Raw genomic sequence first — 24,113 nt, 5'->3', positions numbered from 1 at the left:
ATGGCATCGGTCAACAAAGTGATTCTGGTCGGCAACCTGGGGGCGGACCCGGAGACCCGCTACGCGCCGAGCGGCGACGCGATCTGCAACATCCGCCTGGCGACCACCGACACCTGGAAGGACAAGGCCACCGGCGAGAAGAAGGAAGCCACCGAGTGGCATCGCGTTTCCTTCTACGGCCGCCTGGCCGAGATCGCCGGCCAGTACCTCAAGAAGGGCAGCCAGGTCTATATCGAGGGTTCGCTGCGCACGCGCAAGTGGCAGGACAAGGATGGACAGGACCGCTACACCACCGAAATCCGCGCCGACGAGATGAAGATGCTGGGCAGCCGCCAGGGCGCCGGCGAGGCGCCGCCGCGCGAGCGTGAAGCGGCACCGGCGCCGTCCGCCGGCGGCAAGAAGGCGCCGGCGTCCAATTTCAGCGACATGGACGACGACATTCCATTCTGAGGCAAACCGGCATGAAGGACGGGCGGCAGTGGCGGAGAAGCGGCGCAAGGTCAGCCTGAAGCGCCTGCGGGAAGTGTCGCTGCGCGATCTTCTGACCGTCGGCCTGCCGGCGCTGCTGCTGCTGATCGGCGGTTTCTGGCTGGCGGCGCAGTTCATCAAGCCGGCGCCGCCGGATTACCTGTATATCTCCTCGGGTGCGCCGGGCGGCTCCTACGAGGTCTATGCCGAGCGCTATCGCCAGGTGTTGGCGAGGAACGGCGTCGAGCTGCGCGACCAGCCCTCGGCCGGCTCCATGGAGAACCTCAAGCGCCTGCTCGACGAGGAGGACGACACCGAGGTCGCCCTCGTTCAGAGCGGCACCGCCAACGGCGTCAACGTCGACACGCTTTTCTCGCTCGGCTACCTGTATTACGAGCCTCTCTGGGTGTTCTATCGCGGCGGACGCGAGCTGGATCGTCTCACCCAGCTCAAGGGCAGCCGCATCGCCGTCGGCGCGGAGGGCAGCGGCACGCGCAAGCTGGCGCTGCAGCTGCTCGAGGCCAACGGCCTGGACACGCAGAACGCCACGCTGCTGCCGTTCGGCGGCCTCTCCGCCGTGGAAGCGCTGCAGAGCCGCAAGGTGGACGCTGTGTTCCTCGTCGGCGCCGAGCGTTCCGCGGCGGTCTGGTCGCTGCTCTACGCGGAGGACGTGCGCCTGATGAGTTTCGCGCATGCCGATGCCTATACGCGGCTCTTCCCCCACCTCGCCCGCCTGACGTTGCCGCAGGGGGCGATCGACATGACGCGCAACATCCCGGCCCGCGACGTGACGCTGGTCTCGCCGATGGCCACGCTGGTGGCGCATGAATCGACGCATCCGGCCCTGGTCCAGCTCCTGCTCCAGGCGACGCAGGAGGTGCACGGCGAGGCAGGCATCTTCCAGCGCCCAGGCGAATTCCCCCGTGCCGGACAGGCTGACTTTCCGCTTTCGCCCGATGCCGAGCGCTTCTACAAGTCGGGCAAGCCCTTCCTGCAGCGTTACCTGTCGTTCTGGGCGGCGAACCTGATCGACCGCATGGTGGTCCTGCTGGTGCCGATCTTCGCCCTGCTCATCCCGATCATGAAGTTCGCGCCGGCACTCTACAGCTGGCGGATACGCTCCCGCATCTACCGGCGCTATGGCGAACTGAAGTTCCTCGAGGCCGAGGTGGAGGCGAACCCGCAACGGCACAGCCGGGAAGAATGGCTGGAACAGCTAGACCGCATCGAGGACGATGTGCACCACATCCCGACGCCGCTGGCCTTTACCGACATGCTGTATACGCTTCGGGTGCACCTGGGCCTGGTGCGCGCCACCATCCTGCGGCGGACGCCACAAGGGGCGGCTAAAGAGCCCTGATCTTCGCCAGCAGGGCGCTGGTCGAACGCGCGTGGCGGAAGGGAATCGAGTGCACCCGGCCGCCGCGCGCTTGCACGAGTTCGGCGCCGACAATCTTCTCCGGCGCCCAGTCGCCGCCTTTCACCAGCACCTCGGGTTGCACGGCGCGAATGAGTTCCAGCGGCGTGTCCTCGTCGAACCACGTTACCAACGATACGCTTTCCAGCGCCGCCAGCACCGCCATGCGGTCCTCGAGGCCGTTGACCGGCCGGTCATCGCCCTTGCCGAGGCGCCTGACCGAAGCATCCGTGTTCACGCCGACGACCAGGCTGGCGCCGAGCGCCCGCGCCTGCGCCAGATAGGTGACGTGGCCGCGATGCAGGATATCGAAGCAGCCGTTGGTGAACACCAGCGGGCGAGGAAGTCCGGCGAGGCGCGCCGCCACTTCCCCGGGCGGGCAGAGTTTGGACTCGAAGGCGGCGGGTGCGGTGTGGTGCATCCGGGCTTACTGCTTCTGCCCGGCCTTGGCATCTTCCGTCGGGCGCTTGTCGAGCCGCTGCGCATCTTTGAACTCGATGTACTCGAAGATGCGCACGACTTTCTTCACGCCGGCCGTGGTGCGGGCGATCTCGACGGCGTCGTCGGCCTCCTTGCGCGTGACCAGCCCGAGCAGGAACACCGTGCCGGCTTCGGTCACCACCTTGACGTGGTTGACCTGGAACTTGTTGGCATCGATGAAGCGCGCCTTCACCTTCGAGGTGATGTAGGTGTCGTTGCTGCGGTCACTGAAGCTGCTGATGGCGCCGATCGTCACCTCGTTGGCGACGCCCTTGACGTTGACGATGCCGGCGACGGCCTTTTCGAGCTCGTCCTTGATGCCGGCATCCGGCACCTCGCCGGTGAGCAGCACCTTCATGTTGTAGCTGGTGACGTTGACGTGCACCTTGTCGCCGAACTTCTCGTTGATGCGGTTGAGCGAGCGGATCTCGATGGCCTCGTCGGCGAGATAGGTTTCTCCGGCACGCCGGTCGACGATCATCAGGGCGCCGGCGCCGACGCCGGTGGCGACCGCCGGCACGCAGCCCTGCAGGGCCGGCAGCGAAAGTGAAATCAATGTGGTGGCAAGCAGCAGCTTCTTCATGCGTCCTCTCCTAGCAACATGCAGTCGATTCCGTCGCACAGGCAATGCAGGGCGAGCAGGTGCACCTCCTGGATGCGCGCTGTGCGGTCGGACGGCACGCAGATGTGCACGTCCGTGTCGTTCAGCAGCGGGCCGATGGCGCCGCCACTCTTCCCGGTCAGGGCCACCACGCGCACCTCGCGCTCGTGGGCGGCATGGATCGCCTCGACGACGTTCGGCGAGTTGCCGCTGGTCGAGATCGCCAGCAGCACGTCGGCGGGCTGACCCAGGGCGCGCACCTGCTTGGCGAAAACCTGGTCGTACGAATAGTCGTTGGCGATGGAAGTCAGCGTCGAGGTGTCGGTGGTCAGCGCCACGGCGGCGAGCGGCGGGCGCTCCTTCTCGAAACGATTGAGCAGTTCGGCGGCGAAGTGCTGCGAATCGGCCGCCGAGCCGCCGTTGCCGCAGGCCATGATCTTGCCGCCGGCGAGCAGGCTCGCCACCATCGCCTCGACCGCCTGCGCGATCGGTGCGGCGAGGGCCTCCATGGCGGCCAGCTTGGTCTGGGCGCTGTCCTCGAACTGGCGGGAGATGCGGGCGAGCAGGTTCATGGCGATTGAGCGTCTGATTCTAGCATGGCGCCGAGGTTCCCCTTCCCGCTGTCGCTATAGCACGACGAACACCTCGACCTGGATGCGCTTCCACGGATCGAGATGCCGATTCAGCCGCGCGATGCGCGCTTCCACCTTGCCGCCGCGATCCATTTCCGCCGAGACGGCGCGGTTCTCCGCGCGCGGCAGGTAGCCCAGCTTGCGGCCACGCCATTCGACGCGGATCGCGTGCGGATCGTGCAGATTCTGAGGCTCGCGCACCAGCACGAGCGCATCGCCAACCTTCATCTCGTCCCACAGTTCGCGTCCGGCGTAGAACTGGAAGCCGGCCAGCGGCGAGCTTTGCACCATTACCTTGATCGACTCCGCCCGCGCCGGCAGGGCAAGGCAGGCGACGCAGCCCAGCGCCAGCAGGCTACGCCGCATCGAAGGCATTGCGGATCCAGTCGATGCGCGTGCCGTCGAGCAGCACTGCATCGAAGCGGCAGGCGGGCAGGGGCTTGCCGGCGAGGTAGTGGTTGGCGGCCAGCGCGATGCGCCGTTGCTTGGCGGGGGTGATGCTCGCCGCGGCGCCGCCATAGCCGCGGTGCGTGCGCAGGCGCACCTCGACGAAGACCAGGGTGGCGCCGTCGCGGCAGACCAGGTCGATCTCGCCGCCGCGGCAGCGGTAGTTGCGCGCCAGGATCTTCAGGCCCTGCCGAATCAGGTAGTCCGCCGCCTGCGCCTCGGCTTCGCTGCCGCGCGCGTTCATGGCTTGCGCCCCGGAGCGGGCCGCCCGACAATGCGGGCAGTCAAACCAATCATGGCATTGCGATGCGGCATCGGGACACGGGCGCCGGGCTCAAGACACCGGCATTATATGTGGTGGCCACGCCGCTGGGAAACCTCGGCGACATCGGCGCGCGCGCGCTCGAGGTGCTGCGCGGGGCCGATGCCATCGCCTGCGAGGACACGCGCCACACGCGCCGGCTGCTCGACCACTTCGGCATCCGCGCCGAGACTTTCTCCCTGCACGAGCACAACGAGGCAGCGTCCGCGGAGCGGTTGCTCCGGCTGCTGCGCGACGGCCGTGCCGTCGCCCTTGTGTCGGACGCCGGCACGCCGGCCGTCTCGGATCCTGGCGCGCGCGCCGTGGCGGCGGTGCGCGCGGCCGGTCATGAGGTAATTCCGGTGCCGGGACCGAACGCCGCGATCGCCGCGCTCTCCGCCTCCGGCCTCACCGATCCGCACTTCCTCTTCTACGGCTTCCTGCCGGCGAAGGAGGCGGCCCGCCGCAGGGCCCTCGCCGAACTGAAGCCGCTGCCCTGCGCCCTGGTCTTCTACGAGGCGCCGCACCGCATCGAGGAGACCGTAGCCGACCTCGCCGCGGTGCTGGAGCCGCAGCGCACCCTGGTCATCGCGCGCGAGCTGACCAAGCTGTTCGAGTCCATCGCCAGCCTGCCGCTGGCGGAGGCGCCGGCTTGGCTGGCGGCGGACGCGGATCGCCGCCGCGGCGAGTTCGTGCTGGCCGTCTCGGCGCCGCCGCCGGCGGAGGGCGTGCCGGCAGAGGCGGAACGGATGCTCGACCTGCTGCTGGCGGAGCTGCCGCTCAAGCAGGCGGTGAAGCTGGCGGCCGAGATCAGCGGCGCGTCGAGGAATGCGCTCTACGACTTGGCCCTGGAGAAAAAGCACGCCGGCTAGCTGCGTATAATCCGACCCCATGCAAACCCTGACCCTCACCCGCCCCGACGACTGGCATCTCCACCTGCGCGACGGCGCCGCGCTGGCGACCGTGGTGCCGCACACGGCGCGGCAGTTCGCACGCGCCATCGTCATGCCGAACCTGAAGCCGCCGGTGACCACCGCCGCGCAGGCCGCCGCCTACCGCAGCCGCATCCTCGCCGCCGTGCCGCCGGGACTGACTTTTGCACCGCTGATGACGCTGTACCTGACGGACAACACGCCGGCGCAGGAGATCGACCGCGCCAAGGCCTCCGGCGTCGTGCATGCCGTCAAGTACTACCCGGCGGGCGCCACCACCAACTCGGATTCCGGCGTCACCGACATCGGCAGATGCTTCGGCGCGCTGGGGCGCATGGAGGAGCTGGGTCTGCCGCTGCTGGTGCACGGCGAGGTGACGGACGCCGAGGTCGACATCTTCGATCGCGAGCGCGTCTTCATCGAGCGGGTGCTGGCGCCGCTGTTGCAGCGCTTCCCGAGACTGCGCCTGGTGCTCGAGCACATCACCACGCTGGAGGGCGTGCAGTTCGTCGAGGCGATGGGTTCCAACGTGGCCGGCACCCTCACCGCCCACCACCTGCTGATGAACCGCAACGCGCTGCTGGCCGGCGGCGTGCGGCCGCACCACTACTGCCTGCCGGTGCTCAAGCGCGAGACGCATCGCCGTGCGCTGGTGAAGGCCGCCGTCTCGGGCAATCCGAAATTCTTTCTCGGCACCGATTCGGCGCCGCACGCGCGCAACACCAAGGAGGCCGCCTGCGGCTGCGCTGGCTGCTACACGGCGCTCCACGCCCTCGAGCTGTATGCCGAGGCCTTCGCGGCGGCCGGCGCGCTCGACCGGCTGGAAGCCTTCGCCAGCTTCCACGGCGCCGACTACTACGGCCTGCCGCGCAACGCGGGGACGGTCACGCTGGAGCAGGAGGCTTGGCGCGTGCCGGACAGCCTGCCCTTCGGCGACGACACGCTGGTGCCGCTGCGTGCCGGCGAAACCCTGAACTGGCGCGTGCGGGCATGAAGCCGCTGATCCTGGCGCTGCCCGCTGCGCTGCTGCTGGCCGGCTGCATGAATGAAAGTGCCACCCTGTCCCTGGATGGCAAGGACCACAGCCTGACGCTGCAGGCGAAGCAGCCCTGGTTCTGGAACCAGAGAGTGGATCTGGAACTGGTGATGTCGCGCCTGCCGGACTGCCAGCGCCGCAGCCGGCTCGATGCGGCCATGCCCGCCGAGATCGCGCTCGAGGTGTTCCGTCCCGAGGCAGGCGAATTCGCCGAGCCGATCCTGATTCTCAGGCAGGGCCGCCGCCACTACGCGCTCGGCCTCGCCAACTGCGAGTTGCAGGCCTTCAAGGCGGCGCCGCAGAAACCGGGCGCGCTGCTGGGCACTTTCCGCATGCAAGGCCAGCGGCTGAAGTTCAGCGCCGCGCCTGCCGCCGTTACGCCGCCGCCGGCCGCGTCGCAGTAGCGCGTTCCTCGCGTTCCGAGCGCAACGCCGAGCGCCGCCCGCGCCGGACGTCGATTCCCGAGAGCAGCGCCAGGCCGGCGATGAAGTAGGCGCCGGTGATGAGGATGGCCCGGCGGTGGTCGCCGCCGGAAAGCCAGTTGGCGAGGCCGTAGGTCAGCGGGCCGAAGATCGAGGCCAGCTTCACGGCCAGCCCCCACAGGCCGAAGAATTCCGCCAGCCGCGACGGCGGCGCCAGGTAGCCGACCATGGCGCGCCCGGCCGATTGCGAGGCGCCCATGCACAGGCCGGCGATGTTGGCGGCCACCCAGAACAGCATCCTGCCCTCGGCCAGCCAGGCCAGCACGATCATCAGGATCCAGCCGCACAAGGTCAGCGCGATGGCGCGCACGTGGCCGATGCGGTCCTGCAGGTAGCCGAAGCCGAAGGCGCCGAAAGCCGCCGTCAGGTTCACCACCAGGATCAGCACCAGCGTGTCCTGCGTCGAGAATTTCATCGCCTCCTGGGCGTAGATCGCGGCGAGCGTGATCACCGCGGCGATGCCGGCCTGGTAGAAGAGGGTGCAGACGAGAAAGCGCGACAGGTCGCGGAAGCGCCGCGCGTGGTGCAGCGTCGCCGCCAGGCGCGACCAGGCGGTGTGCACGATGCCGTCGACCGCCGCCTGCGGCACGGCGCGCTCGCGCAGGAAGAGGAAGGTCGGCAGGCTTGCCACGGCGAACAGCGCGGCGGTGATGAGCAGGGTCTCCGGCACCGCCTGCGCCGTCTCGCGGCCGGCCGCCTTGGCCTGCGAGAGCCAGGCCAGGCAGAGCCCCAGCGAGAGCAGCCCGCCGAGGTAGCCCAGGCTCCAGCCCCAGCCGGAGACGCGGCCCATGGCGCGGCTCTTCGCCAGTTCCGGCAGGAAGGCGGCGATCAGGTTCTCGCCGGTGCCGAAGAAATAGTTGGAGGCGATGACGCAGGCCACGGCGACGGCGAGCGTGCCGGGGCCGGTGAAGTAGAGCGCGGCGGTGAAGATCACGCAGCCGACGGTGGTGATCGCGAGCAGGCGCTTCTTGGCGGCGCGCGCATCGGCCCAGGCGCCGATCAGCGGCGCGGTCAGCACGATCAGGGCGTAGGAGACGGCCAGCGTCGCCGTCCACGCCAGCGTGGCCCACGGCGCGCGCTGCGCGACGACGGCGACGAAGTAGGCGTTGAAAACGGCGGTGATCACCACCGTCGTGTAGCCCGAGTTGGCGAAGTCGTACATCGCCCAGGCCCAGGCCTCGCGCGGTCTCACATCCTCGGTCAGCGTGCGGGAGCGTTTCTCGTAGGCCATGGCGGGGCGCGTAAAATGATTGGACGGATTATGGCCCCTATCACCGATCTCGTGGCGCTGGCGGCGCGCCCCCTTTTCGAGTCCATTGCGGACCGGCTGCGCTTCTTCGGCGGCGAGACGCCTCCCGGCGTCGATGCGCTGAATGACTTGCTGGAAATGCTCGCGAAGCCGCCGCGGGCGGCCAGCGGCGCACCCGTGCGCTTTGTCCTGCCGGCAGGGAATTCAGGCGGCTATGAAGAGCGCGTCTACGCGAAAGGCGAAGTCGAGACGCGGCCGGGCAATTGGCACGACTTCTTCAACGCGTTGGCCTGGATGGCCTATCCGCGCACCAAGCACGTCCTCAACGGCCGTCACCATGCCGCCCTCCAGGCGCAGCGTGCGGCCGGCAGCGGCGCACGCGGCGCGATGCGCGATGCCGTCACGCAGTTCGACGAGTGCGGCATCGTCGTCGCGTCAGCCTCGCCGGCGCTGGTCGACCTGATCCGCGCACATGAATGGAAGGAACTGTTCTGGAGGCATCGTGCGCAACTGGTGCGCGACATGCGTTTCTTCGTTTTCGGCCACGCTACCTGGGACCAGTTGCGCGCGCCCTTTGTCGGGCTGACGGCGAAGGCGGTTTTTCTCGAAGCGGGCGCGGCGTGGCTGGCGCGACCGGTCGAACAGCAGGTCGCCGATGTCGATGCGCGTCTCGCCGAAATTTTTTTGCGGCCCGACTCGTATGCGCAGCCGCGCGCGTTTCAGCCGCTGCCGCTGCTCGGCATTCCCGGCGTGGTGGTCGAGAGCGAGGCGCCGTCCTACTACGACGACGTGCGCCAGTTCCGCCCAAGAAAAAGAGGCCCCGCCGAAGCGGGGCCTGCAATGGAAGCGGAGGTTTGAGATGGCCCCTGCTAAGAAAGCCTTATTCCGTTCCCCCCTTATTTTCGGACGGCCCCGTTGGCAGATCAAGGCGAGCCTGAAAATAAATTGTAAGGCATTGAAAATAAACGGTGTAGCCGCGATATAATGAACATGGAAGTCCGCCAGGCAGCCGCTGTGCGCCTTGTGCGCATGGAGGAAAGTCCGGGCCCCATAGAGCAGGATGCCGGCTAACGGCCGGGCGCAGCAAGTCGAAAGACCCAAGGCGACGGAAAGTGGCACAGAAAACACACCGCCGATGGCCCCCCCAAGGGGATCAGGCAAGGGTGAAATGGCGGGGTAAGAGCCCACCGCAGTCCGTGGCAACACGGCTGGCACGCTAAACCCCATCCGGGGCAAGGCCAAATAGGGAAGCCATGACGCTGCTCGCGTCGCTTCCGGGTAGGCTGCTAGAGCGCCGCGGCAACGCGTCGCCCAGAGGAATGGTTGCCGGACAGCTTCGGCTGTCTTACAGAACCCGGCTTATCGGCGGACTTCCAACTCCCGCTTCATATGACGGCACAAGACTGCCGCTCTTGACACTCAACTTTCACTTCGCTTTCTATCCATATTGTTTTTTAAGGATTAATTTTTCAAGATTTTATCTCAAGTCGACCCTTTAAGTCTTTGTTGCGCCTAGAAAAATTCGCAATTTTCCGCTTGACCCTGCATTAGAGTTCAACTAAAGTGGGAAATAGTGGAAAAAAGTGGGAAATCTGGATTTAGGGTTTCCTGCCAAAGGAGGGGGTCGGATGTACCAGGGGGCTGCGGCGCTGTATCTTGACGCGAAGGGACGCCTGGCGGTGCCGTCGCGGCATCGCGAGGGGCTGTCTGCCGCTGCCGATGGCACGTTAGTGCTCACTGCGCATCCCCACCGCTGCCTCCTGATCTATCCCCTGCCGGCCTGGGAGCCCATCCGCGACAAAGTGCTCCAGGCCCCCAGCCTCGAACAGCAATCCGCCCTGTTGAAACGCCTGCTCATCGGCTTCGCCCGCGAAGAGACGATGGATGCGGCCGGCCGCGTGCTGATCGCACCGGAGTTGCGCCAGTACGCCGGCCTTGAGAAGGAGGTCTGGCTGGTCGGCCAGGGCAACCATTTCGAGCTCTGGTCGGATGCCGGCTGGAAGCAGCAGCAGGAAGCGATTTTTGCCCTCGGCGACAAGCTGCTGCCGCCGGGACTGGAGACGCTCACGCTGTGAGCGCCGCCGCCCGCCGGGCCGCCCCAAGGGCGGCGCAGCCAACAGCACGGAGCGGGCATGGCCCGCGAACCACCGTCACCCCCTTCCGCGGGAAGGGGGGCCGGGGGATGGCGAATTGAATGCGCAGCACAAGACGGTGCTGCTGGAGGAGGCGGTCGACGCCCTGGCGGTGAAGCCGGGCGGGGTATACGTGGATGCGACCTTCGGCCGCGGCGGTCACAGCCGGCTGATCCTCGGGCAGCTGAACGAGCAGGGGCGGCTGATCGCGCTGGATCGGGATCCGGCGGCGGTCGCGGCGGGCAGGGAGATTGCCGATACGCGCCTGAAAGTGATCCATGCCGCCTTCGGCCGCTTGCGCGAAGTGCTGAAGGCGGAAGGTGTTGAGCAGGTGGATGGGATATTGCTGGATCTGGGCGTGTCCTCCCCGCAGCTGGACGAGGCGGAGCGCGGCTTCAGTTTCCGGCAGGAAGCGCCGCTCGACATGCGCATGGATACGACCCGCGGCCAGACGGCGGCGGAATGGCTGGCGCAGGCGAGCCAGCAGCAACTCGCGGAGGTGATAAAAAATTATGGCGAAGAACGGTTTGCTAATGCGGTTGCAAAGGCGATTGTTGCTGCTCGGGCAGGGGGGGCTATCGCAACCACACGACAACTTGCCGAGATCGTGGCATCGGCCGTCCGCACGCGCGAGCAAGGCCAGCATCCGGCGACGCGCAGCTTTCAGGCTATACGGATTCACGTCAATCAGGAGCTTGAGGAATTGTCGCTAGTCCTGCCCCAGGCCGTTGCAGCACTCAAGTCCGGCGGCCGCCTTGCCGTGATCAGCTTCCACTCCCTCGAAGACCGCATCGTCAAGCGCTTCCTGCGCGACGAATCGCGTCCGCCGCAGCTGCCTTCGCGCCTGCCGGTGCGCGCCGCCGACCTGCCGCCGCCGCGGCTGAAGCTGGTCGGCAAGCCGGTTACCCCTTCTCTGGCGGAAGTCGGCGCCAATCCGCGTGCCCGCAGCGCCGTGATGCGCGTGGCGGAAAGGACCTGACGCCGTGCTCCGGCTGAACCTCGCCCTCATCGCGATTGTCCTGGCCAGCGCGCTGGGGGGGGTGGCCTCGCAGCACAAGGCGAGAAAATTGTTCACCGACCTGGAGCGCGAGCAGGAGCGCATGCGCCAGCTGGAAGTCGAGTGGGGCCAGCTGCAGTTGGAGCAGAGCACCTGGGCGTCGCATTCGCGGGTCGAGAAATTCGCCCGCGAGCGGCTGCACATGAAGCCGCCGGCGGCGGGGCAGGTGCTGGCGGTGGAGGTGCCGCGGTGAAGTTCGCCAACAGCCCATTGCTGTCGCAACTGCTGCCGGCCTGGCGCGCACGCTTCGTTGCCGCGCTGATCCTGCTGGCCTTCGGCACCCTGGCGGCACGCTCGGTGTACCTGCAGGTGGTGCGCAACGACTTCCTGCAGCAGAAGGGCGAGTCGCGCTATGCCCGCGTGATCGAACTGTCGGCCACGCGCGGCCGCATCGCCGACCGCAGCGGCGACATGCTGGCTGTGTCCACGCCGGTGAAGTCGGTCTGGGCGATTCCCGAGGACGCCCGGCTGGCGCCGGCGCAGGCGCGCGAACTGGCGGGCCTGCTGGAGATGGACGTGCGCGAACTCAACCGCCGTCTTGCCGCGGAGAAGGACTTCGTCTTCATCAAGCGGCAGATCCCGCCCGACACGGCTGAGAAGGTCGCCGCGCTCAACCTGCCCGGCATCCATCTGCAGCGCGAGTATCGCCGCTACTATCCGGCGGCCGAGGTGACCTCGCACATGCTCGGCTTCACCGGCGTCGAGGACAAGGGGCAGGAAGGCATCGAGCTCGCCCTCGATGCCCAGCTCGCCGGCAAGCCGGGCAGCCGCCGCGTCATCAAGGACCGCCTCGGCCGCATCGTCGAGGATGTCGAGAGCATCAAGCCGCCGCAGGACGGCAAGGACATCACGCTGGCCCTCGACGCCAAGGTGCAATACCTCGCCTTCACCCACCTCAAGCAGGCGCTGGCCGAGCACAAGGCCAAGGCCGGCGGCGTCGTCGTGCTCGACGCCAAGACCGGCGAGGTGCTGGCGCTGGCCAACCTGCCGGCGTACAACCCGAACAACCGCGTCAAGCTGACCGGGGCGCAGCTGCGCAATCGCGCCCTCACCGATGTGTTCGAGCCGGGCTCGACGATGAAGCCCTTCACCGCCGCGCTGGCGCTGGAGAAGGGCCGCTTCCGCTTCGACTCGCAGATCCAGACGGCGCCGGGACGCCTCACCATCGGCAACGCCACCATCCATGACGCCCATCCGCATGGCCTGCTGACGGTGGCGCAGGTGATCCAGAAGTCGAGCAACGTCGGCACGGCGAAGATCGCCGGCGCGTTCTCCCCGGAGGAAATGTGGCAGATGTTCGACGCGCTCGGCTTCGGCCAGCCGCTGCGGCTCGGCTTTCCGGGCGAAGTCGGCGGCCGCCTGCGCCCGTTCAAGACCTGGCGGCCGATCGAGCAGGCCACCATGTCATACGGCCACGGCATCTCGGTGACGCTGATGCAGCTGGCCCGCGCTTACCTGGTATTTGCCCGCGACGGCGACCTGATCCCGTTGTCTCTGACCCGGCTGGAATCACCGCCGATCGCGGGCAAATCCGTTTTTTCGGCACAGACGGCGCGCGAGGTCCGCGCCATGCTCGAGATGGCCGTGCTGCCCGGCGGCACCGCGCCCAAGGCGCAGATCGCGGGCTACCGCGTCGCCGGCAAGACCGGCACGGCGCACAAGCTGGAGGCCGGCCAGTACGCCGACCGCTACGTGGCGGCTTTCGTCGGCTTCGCGCCGGTGTCGGACCCGCGCCTGCTGGTGGCGGTGATGATCGACGAGCCCTCCGCCGGCAAGTACTACGGCGGCGAGGTGGCGGCGCCGGTCTTCGCCCAGGTGATGGCCGGCAGCCTGCGCACGCTCGGCGTGGCGCCGGACGCACCGCTGAAGCCCGTGCAGGTGGCGCGGGATGCGGCGGTGGTGCCGGAGAGCCTGTGAAACGTGAACTGGGAGAAGCACAACGCGTGCTCGATGAACTGCAAAGGCAAGGCGTGACGGCGACGGCCCTCTGCGCGGATTCCCGCGCGGTGGCACCGGGGGAGGTGTTCGTCGCCTTCCCGGGCGCGCGCGTCGATGGCCGCCGCTACATCGCCGATGCGGTGGCGCGCGGCGCCGCGGCGGTGCTGTGGGAGCGCCAGGGCGTGGAGGCGCCCGCCATCGACGTGCCGAATGTGGCGGCGGACGAGCTGCAGGCGCTCTCCGGCTGGATCGCCCACCTGGTGTACGGCCGCCCCTCGGAGAAGCTGTGGACGGTCGGCGTCACCGGCACCAATGGCAAGACCTCGGTGAGCCAGTGGATCGCCCAGGCCTTCGCGCAGCTCGGGCGCCGCTGCGCGGTGATCGGCACGCTCGGCTGCGGCTTCCCGGGGCACTTGGAAGAAAGCCTCAACACCACGCCTGACGCCCTCACCCTGCACCGCCTCTTCGCCGGCTACCTCGCGCAGGGTGCACAGGCGGCGGCGATGGAAGTCTCCTCGATCGGCCTGCACCAGGGGCGCGTCAATGGCGTGCATTTCGACGTCGCGGTGTTCACCAACCTCACGCGCGACCACCTTGAATACCACGGCAGCATGGAAGCCTATGGCGCGGCGAAGGAGCAGCTGTTCGCCACGCCCGGACTGAAGGCGGCCGTGCTCAATCTCGACGATGCGCTCGGCCGCAAGATCGCCCGCGACCTTGCCGGCCGCGGCGTGCCGGTGACGGGTTATACCCTGCGGGGGGAGACCGCGAATGGCGTCGATGTCCTGCTCGCCGCCGAGGGCATCGCGGCGGCGCCGCGCGGGCTGCGCTTCACCGCGGTCACGCCGCAGGGCCGCGCCGACATCGAGGCTCCGGTGGTGGGCGAGTTCAATGTCGCCAACCTGCTTGCCGTGCTGGGCACGCTGCTGGCTTCCGGCGTGGCGCTCGACCGGGCGGCCGCCGTGTTGCGGAGACTGACTTCTTCGCCCGGCCGCATGCAGGCCGTCGGCGGCGAGGGCCAGCCGCTGGCGGTGATCGATTACGCGCATACGCCGGACGCGCTCGACCAGGCCCTGGCGGCGCTGCGCGAAACCGCTGCCGCGCGCGGCGGCCGTCTCGTCTGCGTCTTCGGCTGCGGCGGCAACCGCGACCCGGGCAAGCGGCCGCAAATGGGCGAGGTCGCGGCGCGCCGGGCCGATGCGGTGATTCTCACCAGCGACAACCCGCGCGACGAGGACCCGCAAGCCATTCTTGCCGACATCGCCCGCGGGGCGCCGGGGGCACGCACGATTGCCGACCGCGCCGAGGCGATCCGCGCCGCGCTGGCCCAGGCCGATGCCCGGGATGTGGTGCTGATCGCCGGCAAGGGCCATGAGGCCTACCAGGAAATCGCCGGCCGGCGCCAGCCGTTCTCCGACGTCGACTGTGCCGTGGCCGCGCTCGCCAGCCGTGGAGGCCCGTCGCGATGATGAGCCTGATGGAAGCGGCCCTCGCCACCGGCGGCACGGCGCTCTACGGCAATCCGCGCTTCGAGGGCGTGTCGACCGACACCCGGACGATCGCCAGCGGCGAACTGTTCATCGCCCTCAAGGGCGGAAATTTCGACGGCCACGAATTCGTCGGGGCCGCCGCCGAGCGCGGCGCTGCGGCGGCGATGGTCGATCGGGACTGGGCGGCAGGCCGTTCGTCCGGACTGCCGCTGCTGACGGTGGCCGACACGCGCCTGGCGTTCGGCTATCTCGGCGCCTCGTGGCGCGCCCGCTTCGACATCCCCCTTATCGGCGTCACCGGCAGCAACGGCAAGACGACGGTCAAGGAGATGATCGCCGCGATCCTGCGCGCCCGCGCCCTGAGCGAAGGCTACGATCCCGAACTCGCCGTGCTGGCGACCACGGGCAACCTGAACAACGACATCGGCCTGCCGCTGATGCTGCTGCGCCTGCACGGCAGCCATCGCGCCGCGGTGATCGAGATGGGCATGAACCATCCGGGCGAGATCGCCTACCTGACGCGACTGGCGCAGCCGACCGTGGCGCTGGTGAACAACGCCCAGCGCGCGCATCTTGCCGGGCTGGGCGGCGTCGCCGAGGTGGCGCGCGCCAAGGGCGAGATTTTCGACGGGCTGCGCTCCGGCGGCACGGCGGTGATCAATGCCGACGATGCCTTCGCCGGCCTCTGGCGGGAAATGAGCGCCGGGCACCGCCTGCTGACGTTCGGCCTGGAACAGCCGGCCGACGTGCGCGGGCGCGCGGAGCCGAAGGCGCTCGGCAGCCTGCTGTCGATCGAAACGCCGCAGGGCGCCATCGAGGTGGCGCTCGCCGTGCCCGGCCTGCACAACGCGAGGAACGCCCTTGCCGCCACCGCGGCGGCGCTGGCGGCGGGCGCCTCGCTCGCCGCCGTGTCGGCGGGACTGACTTCCTTCGCCGGCGTGAAGGGGCGACTGCAGGTGCGGCCGGCCGCCGCGGGTGCGGTGCTCATCGACGACAGCTACAACGCCAACCCGGATTCGGTGCGTGCGGCCATCGACGTGCTGGCCTCCACGCCGGGCCGCAAGATCCTCGTGCTCGGCGACATGGGCGAGATCGGCGGGCAGGCCGGGCAGTTCCACGACGAGATCGGCGGCTACGCCAAGAGCCAGGGCGTGGACCAGCTGTTCGCCCTGGGCGAGCACAGCGAGCTGGCGTCGCGCAACTTCGGCGCCGGCGGCCGGCATTTCGCCGACGCCGAGGCGCTGCTGGAGGCGCTGGCGCCGCAGCTCGGCGCCGACACGGTGGTGCTGGTGAAGGGCTCGCGCTTCATGCGCATGGAGCGCGTGGCGGATGCCGTCGCAGACGACGGCAAATCGGGAAACGGAGCGCATTGATGGGGAACGCGGAGGGCATGGTAGCGGGAATGGGCGGACGAGCCAGCATTGATGCTGCGACCCGGTGGGGCTGCTTGGATAATCCATTGACCCCGCCTGCCGTGCCCTCCGGTTTCCCCAGCGATGCGGGTGCGGAAGGAGGGCGGCATGCTGCTTGAGCTGGCGCAATGGCTGTCGAAGGACTTCCGCGTCTTCAATGTCTTCGGCTACATCACGCTGCGCATGGTGCTGGCGGCGATGACGGCGCTGGTGATTTCCTTCCTGTTCGGCCCGGCGGTGATCCGCTGGCTGGCGGAGAAGAAGATCGGCCAGGCGGTGCGCGACGACGGACCGCAATCGCATCTTGCCAAGACCGGCACGCCGACCATGGGCGGCGCGCTGATCCTCATCGCCATCGGCGTCACCACGCTGCTGTGGGGCGATCTCTCCAACCGCTACGTCTGGGTGGTGCTGCTGGTGACCCTGGGCTTCGGCGCGGTGGGCTGGGTGGACGACTGGCGCAAGGTGGTGCATCGCAACCCGAAGGGGCTGTCGGCGCGGGCGAAATTCTTCTGGCAGTCGCTGATCGGCGCGGCGGCGGCGATCTTCCTGGCCACGACGGCGACGCTGCCGGCGCAGACCGAGCTGATCGTGCCCTTCTTCAAGACGGTGGCCTATCCGCTGGGCATCGTCGGCTTCGTCATCCTCAGCTACTTCGTCATCGTCGGCACCAGCAACGCGGTGAACCTCACCGACGGCCTCGACGGCCTGGCCATCATGCCGACGGTGATGGTGGCCGGCGCGCTGGCCATCTTCGCCTACGTCGCCGGCCATGCCGGCTTCTCCAAATATCTCGGCCTGCCCTTCATCCCCGGTGCCGGCGAGCTGGCGGTGTTCCTCGGCGCCCTGTGCGGGGCCGGCCTCGGCTTCCTCTGGTTCAACGCCTACCCGGCGGAGGTGTTCATGGGCGACGTCGGCGCACTCGCGCTGGGCGCGGCGCTCGGCACGGTGGCGGTGGTGGTGCGCCAGGAGATCGTGCTGTTCATCATGGGCGGCGTGTTCGTCGTCGAGACGCTGTCGGTGATGATCCAGGTCGCCTACTTCAAGGCCACCGGCGGCAAGCGCATCTTTCTCATGGCGCCGCTGCACCACCACTACGAATTGAAGGGCTGGAAGGAGACCCAGGTCGTCGTCCGGTTCTGGATCATCACGATCATGCTGGTGCTGTTCGGATTGTCGACGCTGAAACTGAGATGAGCTGGCAAGGCAAAACGGTTCTGGTGCTGGGGCTCGGCGAGTCGGGCTTGGCCATGGCGCAATGGCTCGCTCGCCAGGGCGCCCGCGTGCGCGTGGCCGATTCGCGCAAGGAGCCGCCGTTTGCCGCCGAGCTGAAGCGCAGCGCCCCCGGCGCGGCACTGCTGACCGGCTCCTTCAACGACGAGCTGATCGACGGCGCCGAGCTGATCGGGTTGTCGCCCGGACTCTCGCTCAATGAGCCGGTGGTGGCGGAGGCCGCCCGGCGAGGCATTCCGATTCTCGGCGAGATCGAGCTGTTCGCCGGTGCACTGCGCGAGCTGGGCGTACGCGAGCAATGCAAGGTGATCGCCATTACCGGCACCAACGGCAAGACCACGACGACGGCGCTGGCCGGCGCGCTCTGCCGCGCCGCCGGCAAGGTGACGGCGGTGGCCGGGAACATCAGTCCGGCAGCGCTCTCCGCCCTGATGACCTGCCTCGACGCCGGCAAGCTGCCGGAGGTCTGGGTGCTCGAGCTGTCGAGCTTCCAGCTGGAGACGACGGTGAGCCTGGCGGCCGAGGCGGCCGCGGTGCTCAATGTTTCCGACGACCATCTCGACCGCTACGCCGGCCTGGACGACTACGCTGCCGCCAAGGCGCGCATCTTCGCCGGCGGCGGCGTGCAGGTGCTCAACCGCGAGGACGCCCGCGTCATGGCCATGGCGCGCGCCGCCTCGCGCAGGCTGACTTTCGGCCTGGATGCGCCTGCCGGCGCCGACGACTTCGGCCTGTCCGACGGCTGGCTGATGCACGGGGGCGAGCGCCTGCTGCGTGCCGACGAGCTGGCCGTGAGCGGCCTGCACAATGCCGCCAACGCGCTTGCCGCCCTGGCCCTCTGCTGCGCCGTCGGCTTGCCGCTGGCGCCGCTGCTGCCGGCGCTGCGCGACTTCCAGGGCCTGCCGCATCGCGTCGAGCGCATCGCCGAGATCGACGGCGTCGCCTGGTATGACGACTCCAAAGGGACCAACGTCAGTGCCACCGTTGCGGCGCTCGAAGGGCTGGGCCGCAAGATCGTGCTGATCGCGGGCGGGGACGGCAAGGGGCAGGATTTCTCGCCTCTGGGCCCGGCGTTGGCCGCCCATGGCCGCACTCTGGTGCTGATCGGCCGCGATGCCATGAAAATCGAGGCCACCGTGGCCGGCTGCGGCATTCCCATCATCCACGCCCAGGACATGGACCAGGCCGTGCGCAAGGCGGCGGTGGCCGCGCGCGCCGGCGACGCCGTGCTGCTCTCGCCGGCCTGTGCCAGCTTCGACATGTTCCGCAACTATGCGCACCGCGCCGAAGTTTTCGCCCTGTCGGTGCGCGAGCTGGCCGCGGCACGGCAGAAGGAGGCGTCGTGAGCGCCAGCCAGACCTTGCATCGGTATCGCGCCGGCAGCCCGGCCCAGCCGCAGGAGCTGGATCCCATGCTGCTGTGGCCGGCCCTGGCGCTGCTGCTGTTCGGGCTGGTGATGGTGTACTCGGCCTCCATCGCCACCGCCGAGGGCAGCCGCTTCACCGGCCACCAGCCGGCCTATTTCCTGATCCGCCACAGCGTCTTCCTGGTCATCGGACTGATCGCCGCGGTGGTGGTGTTCCAGGTGCCGCTGCGCGTCTGGCAGCAGGGCGCGCCCTGGCTGTTCCTCCTCGGCGTGGCACTGCTGGTGGTGGTGCTGGTGCCGTTCATCGGGCGCGAGGTCAACGGCGCGCGGCGCTGGCTGCCGCTCGGCCTGGTCAACCTGCAGCCCTCCGAGCTGATGAAGCTGTTCGCCGTACTGTATGCCGCCGACTACACGGTGCGCAAGCTCGCCGACATGGGCAGCTTCCGCCGCGGCTTCGTGCCGATGGCGCTGGTCATGGCGCTGGTCGGCGGCCTGCTGCTGCGCGAGCCGGATTTCGGCGCCTTCGTCGTCATCATCTGCATCGCCATGGGCATCCTCTTCCTCGGCGGCATCAACGCGCGGCTGTTCACCCTGCTGTTCCTCTTCCTGGCCCTGGCCTTCGTCGCGCTGATCTGGACCTCGCCCTACCGGCGCGAGCGCATCTTCGGCTTCATGGACCCGTGGTCGGACGCCTACGGCAAGGGCTACCAGCTCTCGCACGCGCTGATCGCCTTCGGCCGCGGCGAGTGGTTCGGCGTCGGGTTGGGAGCGAGCGTCGAGAAGCTGTTCTACCTGCCGGAGGCGCACACCGACTTCCTGCTGGCGGTGATCGCCGAGGAGTTGGGCCTCGTCGGCGTGCTGGCGGTGATCGTGCTGTTCGGCCTCCTTGTCCAGCGCGCCTTCGCCATCGGCCGCCAGGCCCTGCTGCTCGAGCGCGCCTACGGCGGACTGGTGGCGCAGGGCATCGGCATCTGGATCGGCGTGCAGGCCTTCATCAACATGGGCGTCAACATGGGCCTGCTGCCAACCAAGGGCCTGACCCTGCCGCTGATGAGCTTCGGCGGCTCGGGCATTCTGGCGAATTGCGTGGCGCTCGCCATCCTGCTGCGCGTCGACTATGAGAATCGAGCCTTGATGCGGGGGCAACCGGCATGAAGACGATTCTCGTCATGGCCGGCGGCACGGGCGGGCATGTGTTCCCCGGGCTTGCGGTGGCGGACTACCTGCATGAGCGCGGCTGGCGCATCGTCTGGATGGGCAATCCGGAGGGCATGGAAGCGAAGCTGGTGCCGACGCGCGGCTACGAGATGGCCTGGGTGCGCATCAAGGCGCTGCGCGGCAAGGGCCTGCTGCGCAAGCTGCTGCTGCCGGTGAGCCTGCTGCGCGCCTTCTGGCAAGCTTTGCGCCAGCTCTCGCGCGTCAAGCCGAACGTGGTGCTCGGCATGGGCGGCTATGTCACCTTCCCCGGCGGCATGATGGCGGCGCTGACCGGGCGGCCGCTGGTGGTGCATGAGCAGAATTCGGTGGCCGGCTTGGCCAACCGCGTGCTGGCCGGCGTTGCCGACCGAGTTCTCAGCGGCTTTCCGAATGTGCTGAAGCAGGGCGAGTGGACCGGCAATCCGGTACGCGCCGAGATCGCCGGCCTGCCTGCGCCGGCGCAGCGCTACGCCGCCCGCAGCGGTCCGCTCAACGTGCTGGTGGTGGGCGGCAGCCTCGGCGCCCAGGCCCTCAACGACGCCGTGCCGCGGGCACTGACTTTGATTCCCGCCGGCGAGCGGCCGCGCGTGACGCACCAGTCCGGCGCGAAGCAGATCGACGCGCTGCGCGCCGCCTACGCGGTGGCCGGGGTGGAGGCGGAACTGCTCGGCTTCATCGACGACATGGCGGCGCGCTATGCCGCCGCCGACTTGGTGGTCTGCCGCGCCGGCGCGCTCACCGTCGCCGAGCTGTCCGCCGCCGGCGTCGCCAGCGTGCTGGTGCCCTTCCCGCATGCCGTGGACGACCACCAGACCGGCAACGCGCGCTTCCTCGCCGAGGCCGGCGCGGCGATCCTGCTGCCGCAGCCGGAGCTCACGCCGGAAAAACTCGCCGGACTGCTGCGCGAACTGACGCGCGAGCGGCTGGCGGCGATGGCCGAGAAGGCGCGTGCGCAGGCCAAACCCGAAGCGACCCGGGCCGTGGCGGAAGTGTGCATGGAGGCGGCCAAGTGAAGCATAAAGTGCGCCGCATCCACTTCGTCGGCATCGGCGGTTCCGGCATGAGCGGCATCGCCGAGGTGATGGTGAACCTCGGCTACGAGGTGAGCGGTTCCGACCTTGCCGAGAACGCCGCGACGCGGCGCCTGGCCGGCCTCGGCGCCCAGGTGCATATCGGCCACCGCGGCGAGAACATCGCCGAGGCCGACGCCGTGGTGGTGTCCACCGCCGTCAAGGACGACAACCCGGAAGTGCTGCTGGCGCGCACGCGGCAGATCCCCGTCGTGCCGCGCGCACTGATGCTGGCCGAACTGATGCGCCTCAAGCAGGGCATCGCCGTGGCCGGCACCCACGGCAAGACCACCACCACCAGCCTGGTGGCGAGCGTGCTCGCCGAAGGCGGCTTCGATCCGACTTTCGTCATCGGCGGGCGGCTGAACAGCGCCGGCGCGCACGCCCGTCTCGGCTCGGGCGAGTTCATCGTCGCCGAGGCCGACGAGTCCGACGCCTCCTTCCTGCACCTCGCGCCGGTGATCGCCGTGGTGACCAACATCGACGCCGACCACATGGAGACCTACGGCCACGACTTCGGCCGGCTCAAGCAGGCCTTCGTCGACTTCCTGCAGCACCTGCCGTTCTACGGCGCCGCCATCCTCTGCGAGGACGACCGCAACCTGCGCGAGATCATGCCCGCCGTCTCCAAGCCGATCGTGCGCTACGGCCTCGCCGAGACGGCCCACATCCGCGCGGTGAACATCCGCCACGAGGGGGCGCAGATGAAGTTCTCGGTGCTGCGGCCGGGTTCCGCGCCGAAGCTCGACATCGTGCTCAACCTGCCCGGCGTGCACAACGTGCAGAACGCCCTGGCCGCGATCGCCGTGGCCGACGAGGTCGGCGTGCCGGACGCGGCCATCGTCAAGGCGCTGGCGGAGTTCAAGGGCGTCGGCCGGCGCTTCCAGCGTTACGGCGAGATTCCGCTCAAGGCCGGCGGCCATTTCACCCTGATCGACGACTACGGCCACCATCCGGCGGAGATGGCGGCGACGCTGGCGGCCGCGCGCGGCGCCTTCCCGGGCCGGCGCCTGGTGCTGGCCTTCCAGCCGCACCGATACACGCGCACGCGCGACTGCTTCGAGGATTTCGTCAAGGTGCTCACGACCGTCGACCTGTTGCTGCTGGCCGAGGTGTACCCGGCCGGCGAGGCGCCGATCGTCGCCGCCGACGGCCGCTCGCTGGTGCGGGCGATCCGCGTCACCGGCGCCCTGGAGCCGATCTTCGTCGAGGACATCGGCGAGATGCCGCAGCAGATACTGAACGTGGCGCGCGACGGCGACGTGGTGCTGACGATGGGCGCCGGATCGATCGGCGGCGTGCCGGGAAAGCTGGCGCATGGACATGTCTGAACTGAAGCGACTGGAGAGCGGGTTGCGCGGCGAACTGCGGTTCAACGAGCCGATGGCGCGGCACGTCACCTGGCGCGCCGGCGGCGCGGCGGCGCGCGCCTACCTGCCGGCGGACCTCGACGATCTGGCCGCCTACCTGCGCGCCACCCGCATCGACGAGCCGCTGCTGTTCGTCGGCCTCGGCAGCAACCTGCTGGTGCGCGATGGCGGCTTCAATGGCACGGTGGTGTTCCTGCACGCCGTGCTGGGGAGGCTGACTTTTGCCGATGGCCTCGTCTATGCCGAGGCCGGCGTCGCCAGCCCGAAGGTGGCGCGCTTTGCCGCCAACCGCGACCTCGCCGGCGCGGAGTTCCTCGCCGGCATTCCCGGCACAGTGGGCGGCGCCCTGGCGATGAACGCCGGCTGCTACGGCGGCGAGACCTGGGCCATCGTCGATCGCGTGCTGATGCTGGATCGGCACGGCAGGCTGAGCGAGCGCCGCGCCGAGGATTTCGAGATCGGCTACCGCCATGTCGGCCTGCGCGCCGCGAGCGACGAGGTGTTCGCCGCCGCCTGGTTCCGCCTGCCTGCAGGCGAGGGTGCGGCCTCGCGCGCGCGCATCCGCGCGCTGCTGGAGAAGCGCATCGCCAGCCAGCCGCTGCAGCAGCCGAACGCCGGCTCGGTCTTCCGCAACCCGCCGGGCGACCATGCGGCGCGACTGATCGAGGCGGCCGGGCTGAAGGGGCTGCAGGTCGGCGGGGCGAGGGTGTCGGAGAAGCATGCGAATTTCATCGTGAATCCGGATCGCCGGGCCACGGCGGCGGACATCGAGGCGCTGATCGGGAAGGTGCAGGCAGGCGTGCAGGAGCGATTCGGCATCGAACTGGTGCGGGAAGTGCGGATAGTCGGAGAGAGGCCGTGAGCAAGCAATTCGGAAAAGTGGCGGTATTGATGGGCGGCGCGTCGGCCGAGCGCGAGATTTCGCTGATGTCGGGAAGCGCCGTGCTGGCGGCATTGCAGAAGCGCGGCGTCGACGCGCACGCCTTCGATCCGGCCGAGCGGCAGCTGTGGACGCTGAGGGAGGCCGGCTTCCAGCGCGCCTTCATCGCCCTGCACGGCCGCGGCGGCGAGGACGGTACGGTGCAGGGCGCACTCGAACTGATGGGCATTCCCTACACCGGCAGCGGCGTGATGGCCTCGGCGCTTTCCATGGACAAGTGGCGCACCAAGATGGTCTGGCATGCCAGCCAGCTGCCGACGCCGGCCTGGCACCTCCTCAGGGCCGACACCGACTGGCATGCCGTGGCCGACGAATTGGGCCTGCCGCTGTTCGTCAAGCCGGCGCGCGAGGGCTCCAGCGTCGGCGCCACCAAGGTGACGCGCGCGGCCGACCTGTGTGCGGCCTACGAAGCGGCCGTGAAACACGACCCGCTGGTGATCGCCGAGCAGTTCATCGCGGGCGAGGAGCTGACGGCCGCCTTCCTCGGTGACCAGGCCCTGCCGCTGGTGCGCATCGTCGCGCCGGGCGGGAACTACGACTGGCAGAACAAGTATTTCAGCGACGAGACGAAATATTTCTGCCCGAGCGGCCTGCCTGAATCGGCCGAGGAAACGATCCAGGCCCTGGTGATGGAAGCAGCGCAGCTGCTCGACTGCCGCGGCTGGGGCCGCGCCGACCTGATCCTGGATGCCGCCGGCAAGCCCTGGCTGCTGGAGATGAACACCTCGCCGGGCATGACGGGACATTCGCTGGTGCCGATGGCGGCGCGCGCCGTCGGCATCGATTTCGAGACGTTGTGCGTGAAGATCCTGGAGCAGGCAACGCTTGGCTAAGGCAAAGAGAAAAACGAATGACAACACCGG

General features: G+C 68.9%; 25 protein-coding genes and 1 other RNA gene. 20 read left to right on the top strand and 6 right to left on the bottom strand.

Annotation, left to right across the window (positions count from 1 at the left end):
- Nucleotides 1-450, top strand: a complete 450-nt coding sequence (gene ssb / locus ROZ00_10610; GenBank protein ID MDT3736668.1) for a single-stranded DNA-binding protein — start codon at nucleotides 1-3, stop codon at nucleotides 448-450.
- Between the two features lie 28 nt (nucleotides 451-478).
- On the top strand, nucleotides 479-1,828 hold the full coding sequence (locus ROZ00_10605; GenBank protein MDT3736667.1) for a TAXI family TRAP transporter solute-binding subunit: 1,350 nt from the start codon (nucleotides 479-481) through the stop codon (nucleotides 1,826-1,828).
- On the opposite strand, the gene rfaE2 is transcribed toward ROZ00_10605, so the two are convergent.
- Genes rfaE2 through ROZ00_10580 form a run of 5 tightly spaced genes read right to left on the bottom strand, consistent with a single transcriptional unit; the run spans nucleotide 1,815 to nucleotide 4,289 of the window.
- Nucleotides 1,815-2,306, bottom strand: a complete 492-nt coding sequence (rfaE2, locus tag ROZ00_10600) for a D-glycero-beta-D-manno-heptose 1-phosphate adenylyltransferase (GenBank protein ID MDT3736666.1) — start codon at nucleotides 2,304-2,306, stop codon at nucleotides 1,815-1,817. The two genes, ROZ00_10605 and rfaE2, sit on opposite strands and share 14 nt — an antisense overlap.
- A gap of 6 nt (nucleotides 2,307-2,312) precedes the next feature.
- Entirely contained in the window at nucleotides 2,313-2,948 is a 636-nt protein-coding gene (locus tag ROZ00_10595; GenBank protein ID MDT3736665.1) for a BON domain-containing protein, read from the bottom strand.
- Nucleotides 2,945-3,538, bottom strand: a complete 594-nt coding sequence (locus ROZ00_10590) for a phosphoheptose isomerase (GenBank protein MDT3736664.1) — start codon at nucleotides 3,536-3,538, stop codon at nucleotides 2,945-2,947. The genes ROZ00_10595 and ROZ00_10590 overlap by 4 nt, the downstream gene beginning before the upstream one ends.
- 54 nt (nucleotides 3,539-3,592) lie before the next feature.
- A complete protein-coding gene (locus tag ROZ00_10585; GenBank protein ID MDT3736663.1) occupies nucleotides 3,593-3,964 on the bottom strand; it encodes an HIRAN domain-containing protein in 372 nt (123 codons plus the stop codon).
- Nucleotides 3,954-4,289: a YraN family protein gene (locus ROZ00_10580; protein MDT3736662.1), complete on the bottom strand. Its 336-nt coding sequence runs from the start codon at nucleotides 4,287-4,289 to the stop codon at nucleotides 3,954-3,956. The genes ROZ00_10585 and ROZ00_10580 overlap by 11 nt, the downstream gene beginning before the upstream one ends.
- 62 nt (nucleotides 4,290-4,351) lie before the next feature.
- Here ROZ00_10580 and rsmI point away from each other — a divergent pair, with 62 nt between their 5' ends.
- Genes rsmI through ROZ00_10565 form a run of 3 tightly spaced genes read left to right on the top strand, consistent with a single transcriptional unit; the run spans nucleotide 4,352 to nucleotide 6,718 of the window.
- Entirely contained in the window at nucleotides 4,352-5,218 is an 867-nt protein-coding gene (rsmI, locus tag ROZ00_10575; GenBank protein ID MDT3736661.1) for a 16S rRNA (cytidine(1402)-2'-O)-methyltransferase, read from the top strand.
- Nucleotides 5,219-5,237: 19 nt separating this feature from the next.
- Nucleotides 5,238-6,272 carry a dihydroorotase gene (gene pyrC / locus ROZ00_10570; protein MDT3736660.1) on the top strand — a complete coding sequence of 345 codons (1,035 nt, stop codon included), beginning with the start codon at nucleotides 5,238-5,240 and terminating at the stop codon, nucleotides 6,270-6,272.
- Nucleotides 6,269-6,718 (top strand): hypothetical protein, encoded by a 450-nt coding sequence (locus tag ROZ00_10565; GenBank protein MDT3736659.1) that lies wholly within the window; start codon nucleotides 6,269-6,271, stop codon nucleotides 6,716-6,718. Before pyrC ends, ROZ00_10565 begins: the two co-directional genes overlap by 4 nt.
- Here ROZ00_10565 and ROZ00_10560 read toward each other — a convergent pair.
- A complete protein-coding gene (locus tag ROZ00_10560) occupies nucleotides 6,690-8,027 on the bottom strand; it encodes an MFS transporter (GenBank protein MDT3736658.1) in 1,338 nt (445 codons plus the stop codon). The two genes, ROZ00_10565 and ROZ00_10560, sit on opposite strands and share 29 nt — an antisense overlap.
- 30 nt (nucleotides 8,028-8,057) lie before the next feature.
- On the opposite strand from ROZ00_10560, the gene ROZ00_10555 reads away from it, so the two are divergent.
- The 15 genes from ROZ00_10555 (at nucleotide 8,058) to ROZ00_10485 (ending at nucleotide 24,083) form a co-directional block, all read left to right on the top strand.
- Nucleotides 8,058-8,903, top strand: coding sequence for a DUF3025 domain-containing protein (locus ROZ00_10555; protein MDT3736657.1), 846 nt, complete (start codon nucleotides 8,058-8,060; stop codon nucleotides 8,901-8,903).
- A 135-nt stretch (nucleotides 8,904-9,038) separates the two neighbouring features.
- An RNA gene (gene rnpB, locus ROZ00_10550) (RNase P RNA component class A) lies at nucleotides 9,039-9,423 on the top strand.
- Nucleotides 9,424-9,673: 250 nt separating this feature from the next.
- On the top strand, nucleotides 9,674-10,120 hold the full coding sequence (gene mraZ, locus ROZ00_10545; protein MDT3736656.1) for a division/cell wall cluster transcriptional repressor MraZ: 447 nt from the start codon (nucleotides 9,674-9,676) through the stop codon (nucleotides 10,118-10,120).
- Between the two features lie 115 nt (nucleotides 10,121-10,235).
- Nucleotides 10,236-11,156, top strand: coding sequence for a 16S rRNA (cytosine(1402)-N(4))-methyltransferase RsmH (gene rsmH / locus ROZ00_10540; protein MDT3736655.1), 921 nt, complete (start codon nucleotides 10,236-10,238; stop codon nucleotides 11,154-11,156).
- Nucleotides 11,157-11,160: 4 nt separating this feature from the next.
- Nucleotides 11,161-11,427 (top strand): cell division protein FtsL, encoded by a 267-nt coding sequence (gene ftsL, locus ROZ00_10535; GenBank protein ID MDT3736654.1) that lies wholly within the window; start codon nucleotides 11,161-11,163, stop codon nucleotides 11,425-11,427.
- Complete coding sequence (locus ROZ00_10530) at nucleotides 11,424-13,151, top strand: penicillin-binding protein 2 (GenBank protein ID MDT3736653.1); 1,728 nt, start codon at nucleotides 11,424-11,426, stop codon at nucleotides 13,149-13,151. Before ftsL ends, ROZ00_10530 begins: the two co-directional genes overlap by 4 nt.
- The gene (locus tag ROZ00_10525) at nucleotides 13,148-14,641 is read left to right on the top strand and encodes a UDP-N-acetylmuramoyl-L-alanyl-D-glutamate--2,6-diaminopimelate ligase (GenBank protein MDT3736652.1); all 1,494 of its coding nucleotides are present in this window, start codon (nucleotides 13,148-13,150) and stop codon (nucleotides 14,639-14,641) included. The genes ROZ00_10530 and ROZ00_10525 overlap by 4 nt, the downstream gene beginning before the upstream one ends.
- Nucleotides 14,638-16,035, top strand: coding sequence for a UDP-N-acetylmuramoyl-tripeptide--D-alanyl-D-alanine ligase (gene murF, locus ROZ00_10520; protein ID MDT3736651.1), 1,398 nt, complete (start codon nucleotides 14,638-14,640; stop codon nucleotides 16,033-16,035). Before ROZ00_10525 ends, murF begins: the two co-directional genes overlap by 4 nt.
- Nucleotides 16,036-16,182: 147 nt before the next feature.
- Complete coding sequence (gene mraY / locus ROZ00_10515; GenBank protein ID MDT3736650.1) at nucleotides 16,183-17,271, top strand: phospho-N-acetylmuramoyl-pentapeptide-transferase; 1,089 nt, start codon at nucleotides 16,183-16,185, stop codon at nucleotides 17,269-17,271.
- Complete coding sequence (murD, locus tag ROZ00_10510) at nucleotides 17,268-18,653, top strand: UDP-N-acetylmuramoyl-L-alanine--D-glutamate ligase (GenBank protein MDT3736649.1); 1,386 nt, start codon at nucleotides 17,268-17,270, stop codon at nucleotides 18,651-18,653. The genes mraY and murD overlap by 4 nt, the downstream gene beginning before the upstream one ends.
- Before the next feature lie 65 nt (nucleotides 18,654-18,718).
- Complete coding sequence (gene ftsW / locus ROZ00_10505; protein MDT3736648.1) at nucleotides 18,719-19,828, top strand: putative lipid II flippase FtsW; 1,110 nt, start codon at nucleotides 18,719-18,721, stop codon at nucleotides 19,826-19,828.
- Nucleotides 19,825-20,883 carry an undecaprenyldiphospho-muramoylpentapeptide beta-N-acetylglucosaminyltransferase gene (gene murG / locus ROZ00_10500; GenBank protein MDT3736647.1) on the top strand — a complete coding sequence of 353 codons (1,059 nt, stop codon included), beginning with the start codon at nucleotides 19,825-19,827 and terminating at the stop codon, nucleotides 20,881-20,883. Before ftsW ends, murG begins: the two co-directional genes overlap by 4 nt.
- Nucleotides 20,880-22,271 (top strand): UDP-N-acetylmuramate--L-alanine ligase, encoded by a 1,392-nt coding sequence (gene murC / locus ROZ00_10495; GenBank protein ID MDT3736646.1) that lies wholly within the window; start codon nucleotides 20,880-20,882, stop codon nucleotides 22,269-22,271. Before murG ends, murC begins: the two co-directional genes overlap by 4 nt.
- A complete protein-coding gene (murB, locus tag ROZ00_10490; protein ID MDT3736645.1) occupies nucleotides 22,258-23,172 on the top strand; it encodes a UDP-N-acetylmuramate dehydrogenase in 915 nt (304 codons plus the stop codon). The genes murC and murB overlap by 14 nt, the downstream gene beginning before the upstream one ends.
- Nucleotides 23,169-24,083 (top strand): D-alanine--D-alanine ligase, encoded by a 915-nt coding sequence (locus tag ROZ00_10485; GenBank protein MDT3736644.1) that lies wholly within the window; start codon nucleotides 23,169-23,171, stop codon nucleotides 24,081-24,083. The genes murB and ROZ00_10485 overlap by 4 nt, the downstream gene beginning before the upstream one ends.
- The last annotated feature ends 30 nt before the right edge of the window (nucleotides 24,084-24,113 follow it).

This window comes from Denitratisoma sp., from assembly GCA_032027165.1.
Lineage (GTDB): Bacteria > Pseudomonadota > Gammaproteobacteria > Burkholderiales > Rhodocyclaceae > Desulfobacillus.
This window is presented reverse-complemented; position numbering and strand designations above follow the sequence as displayed.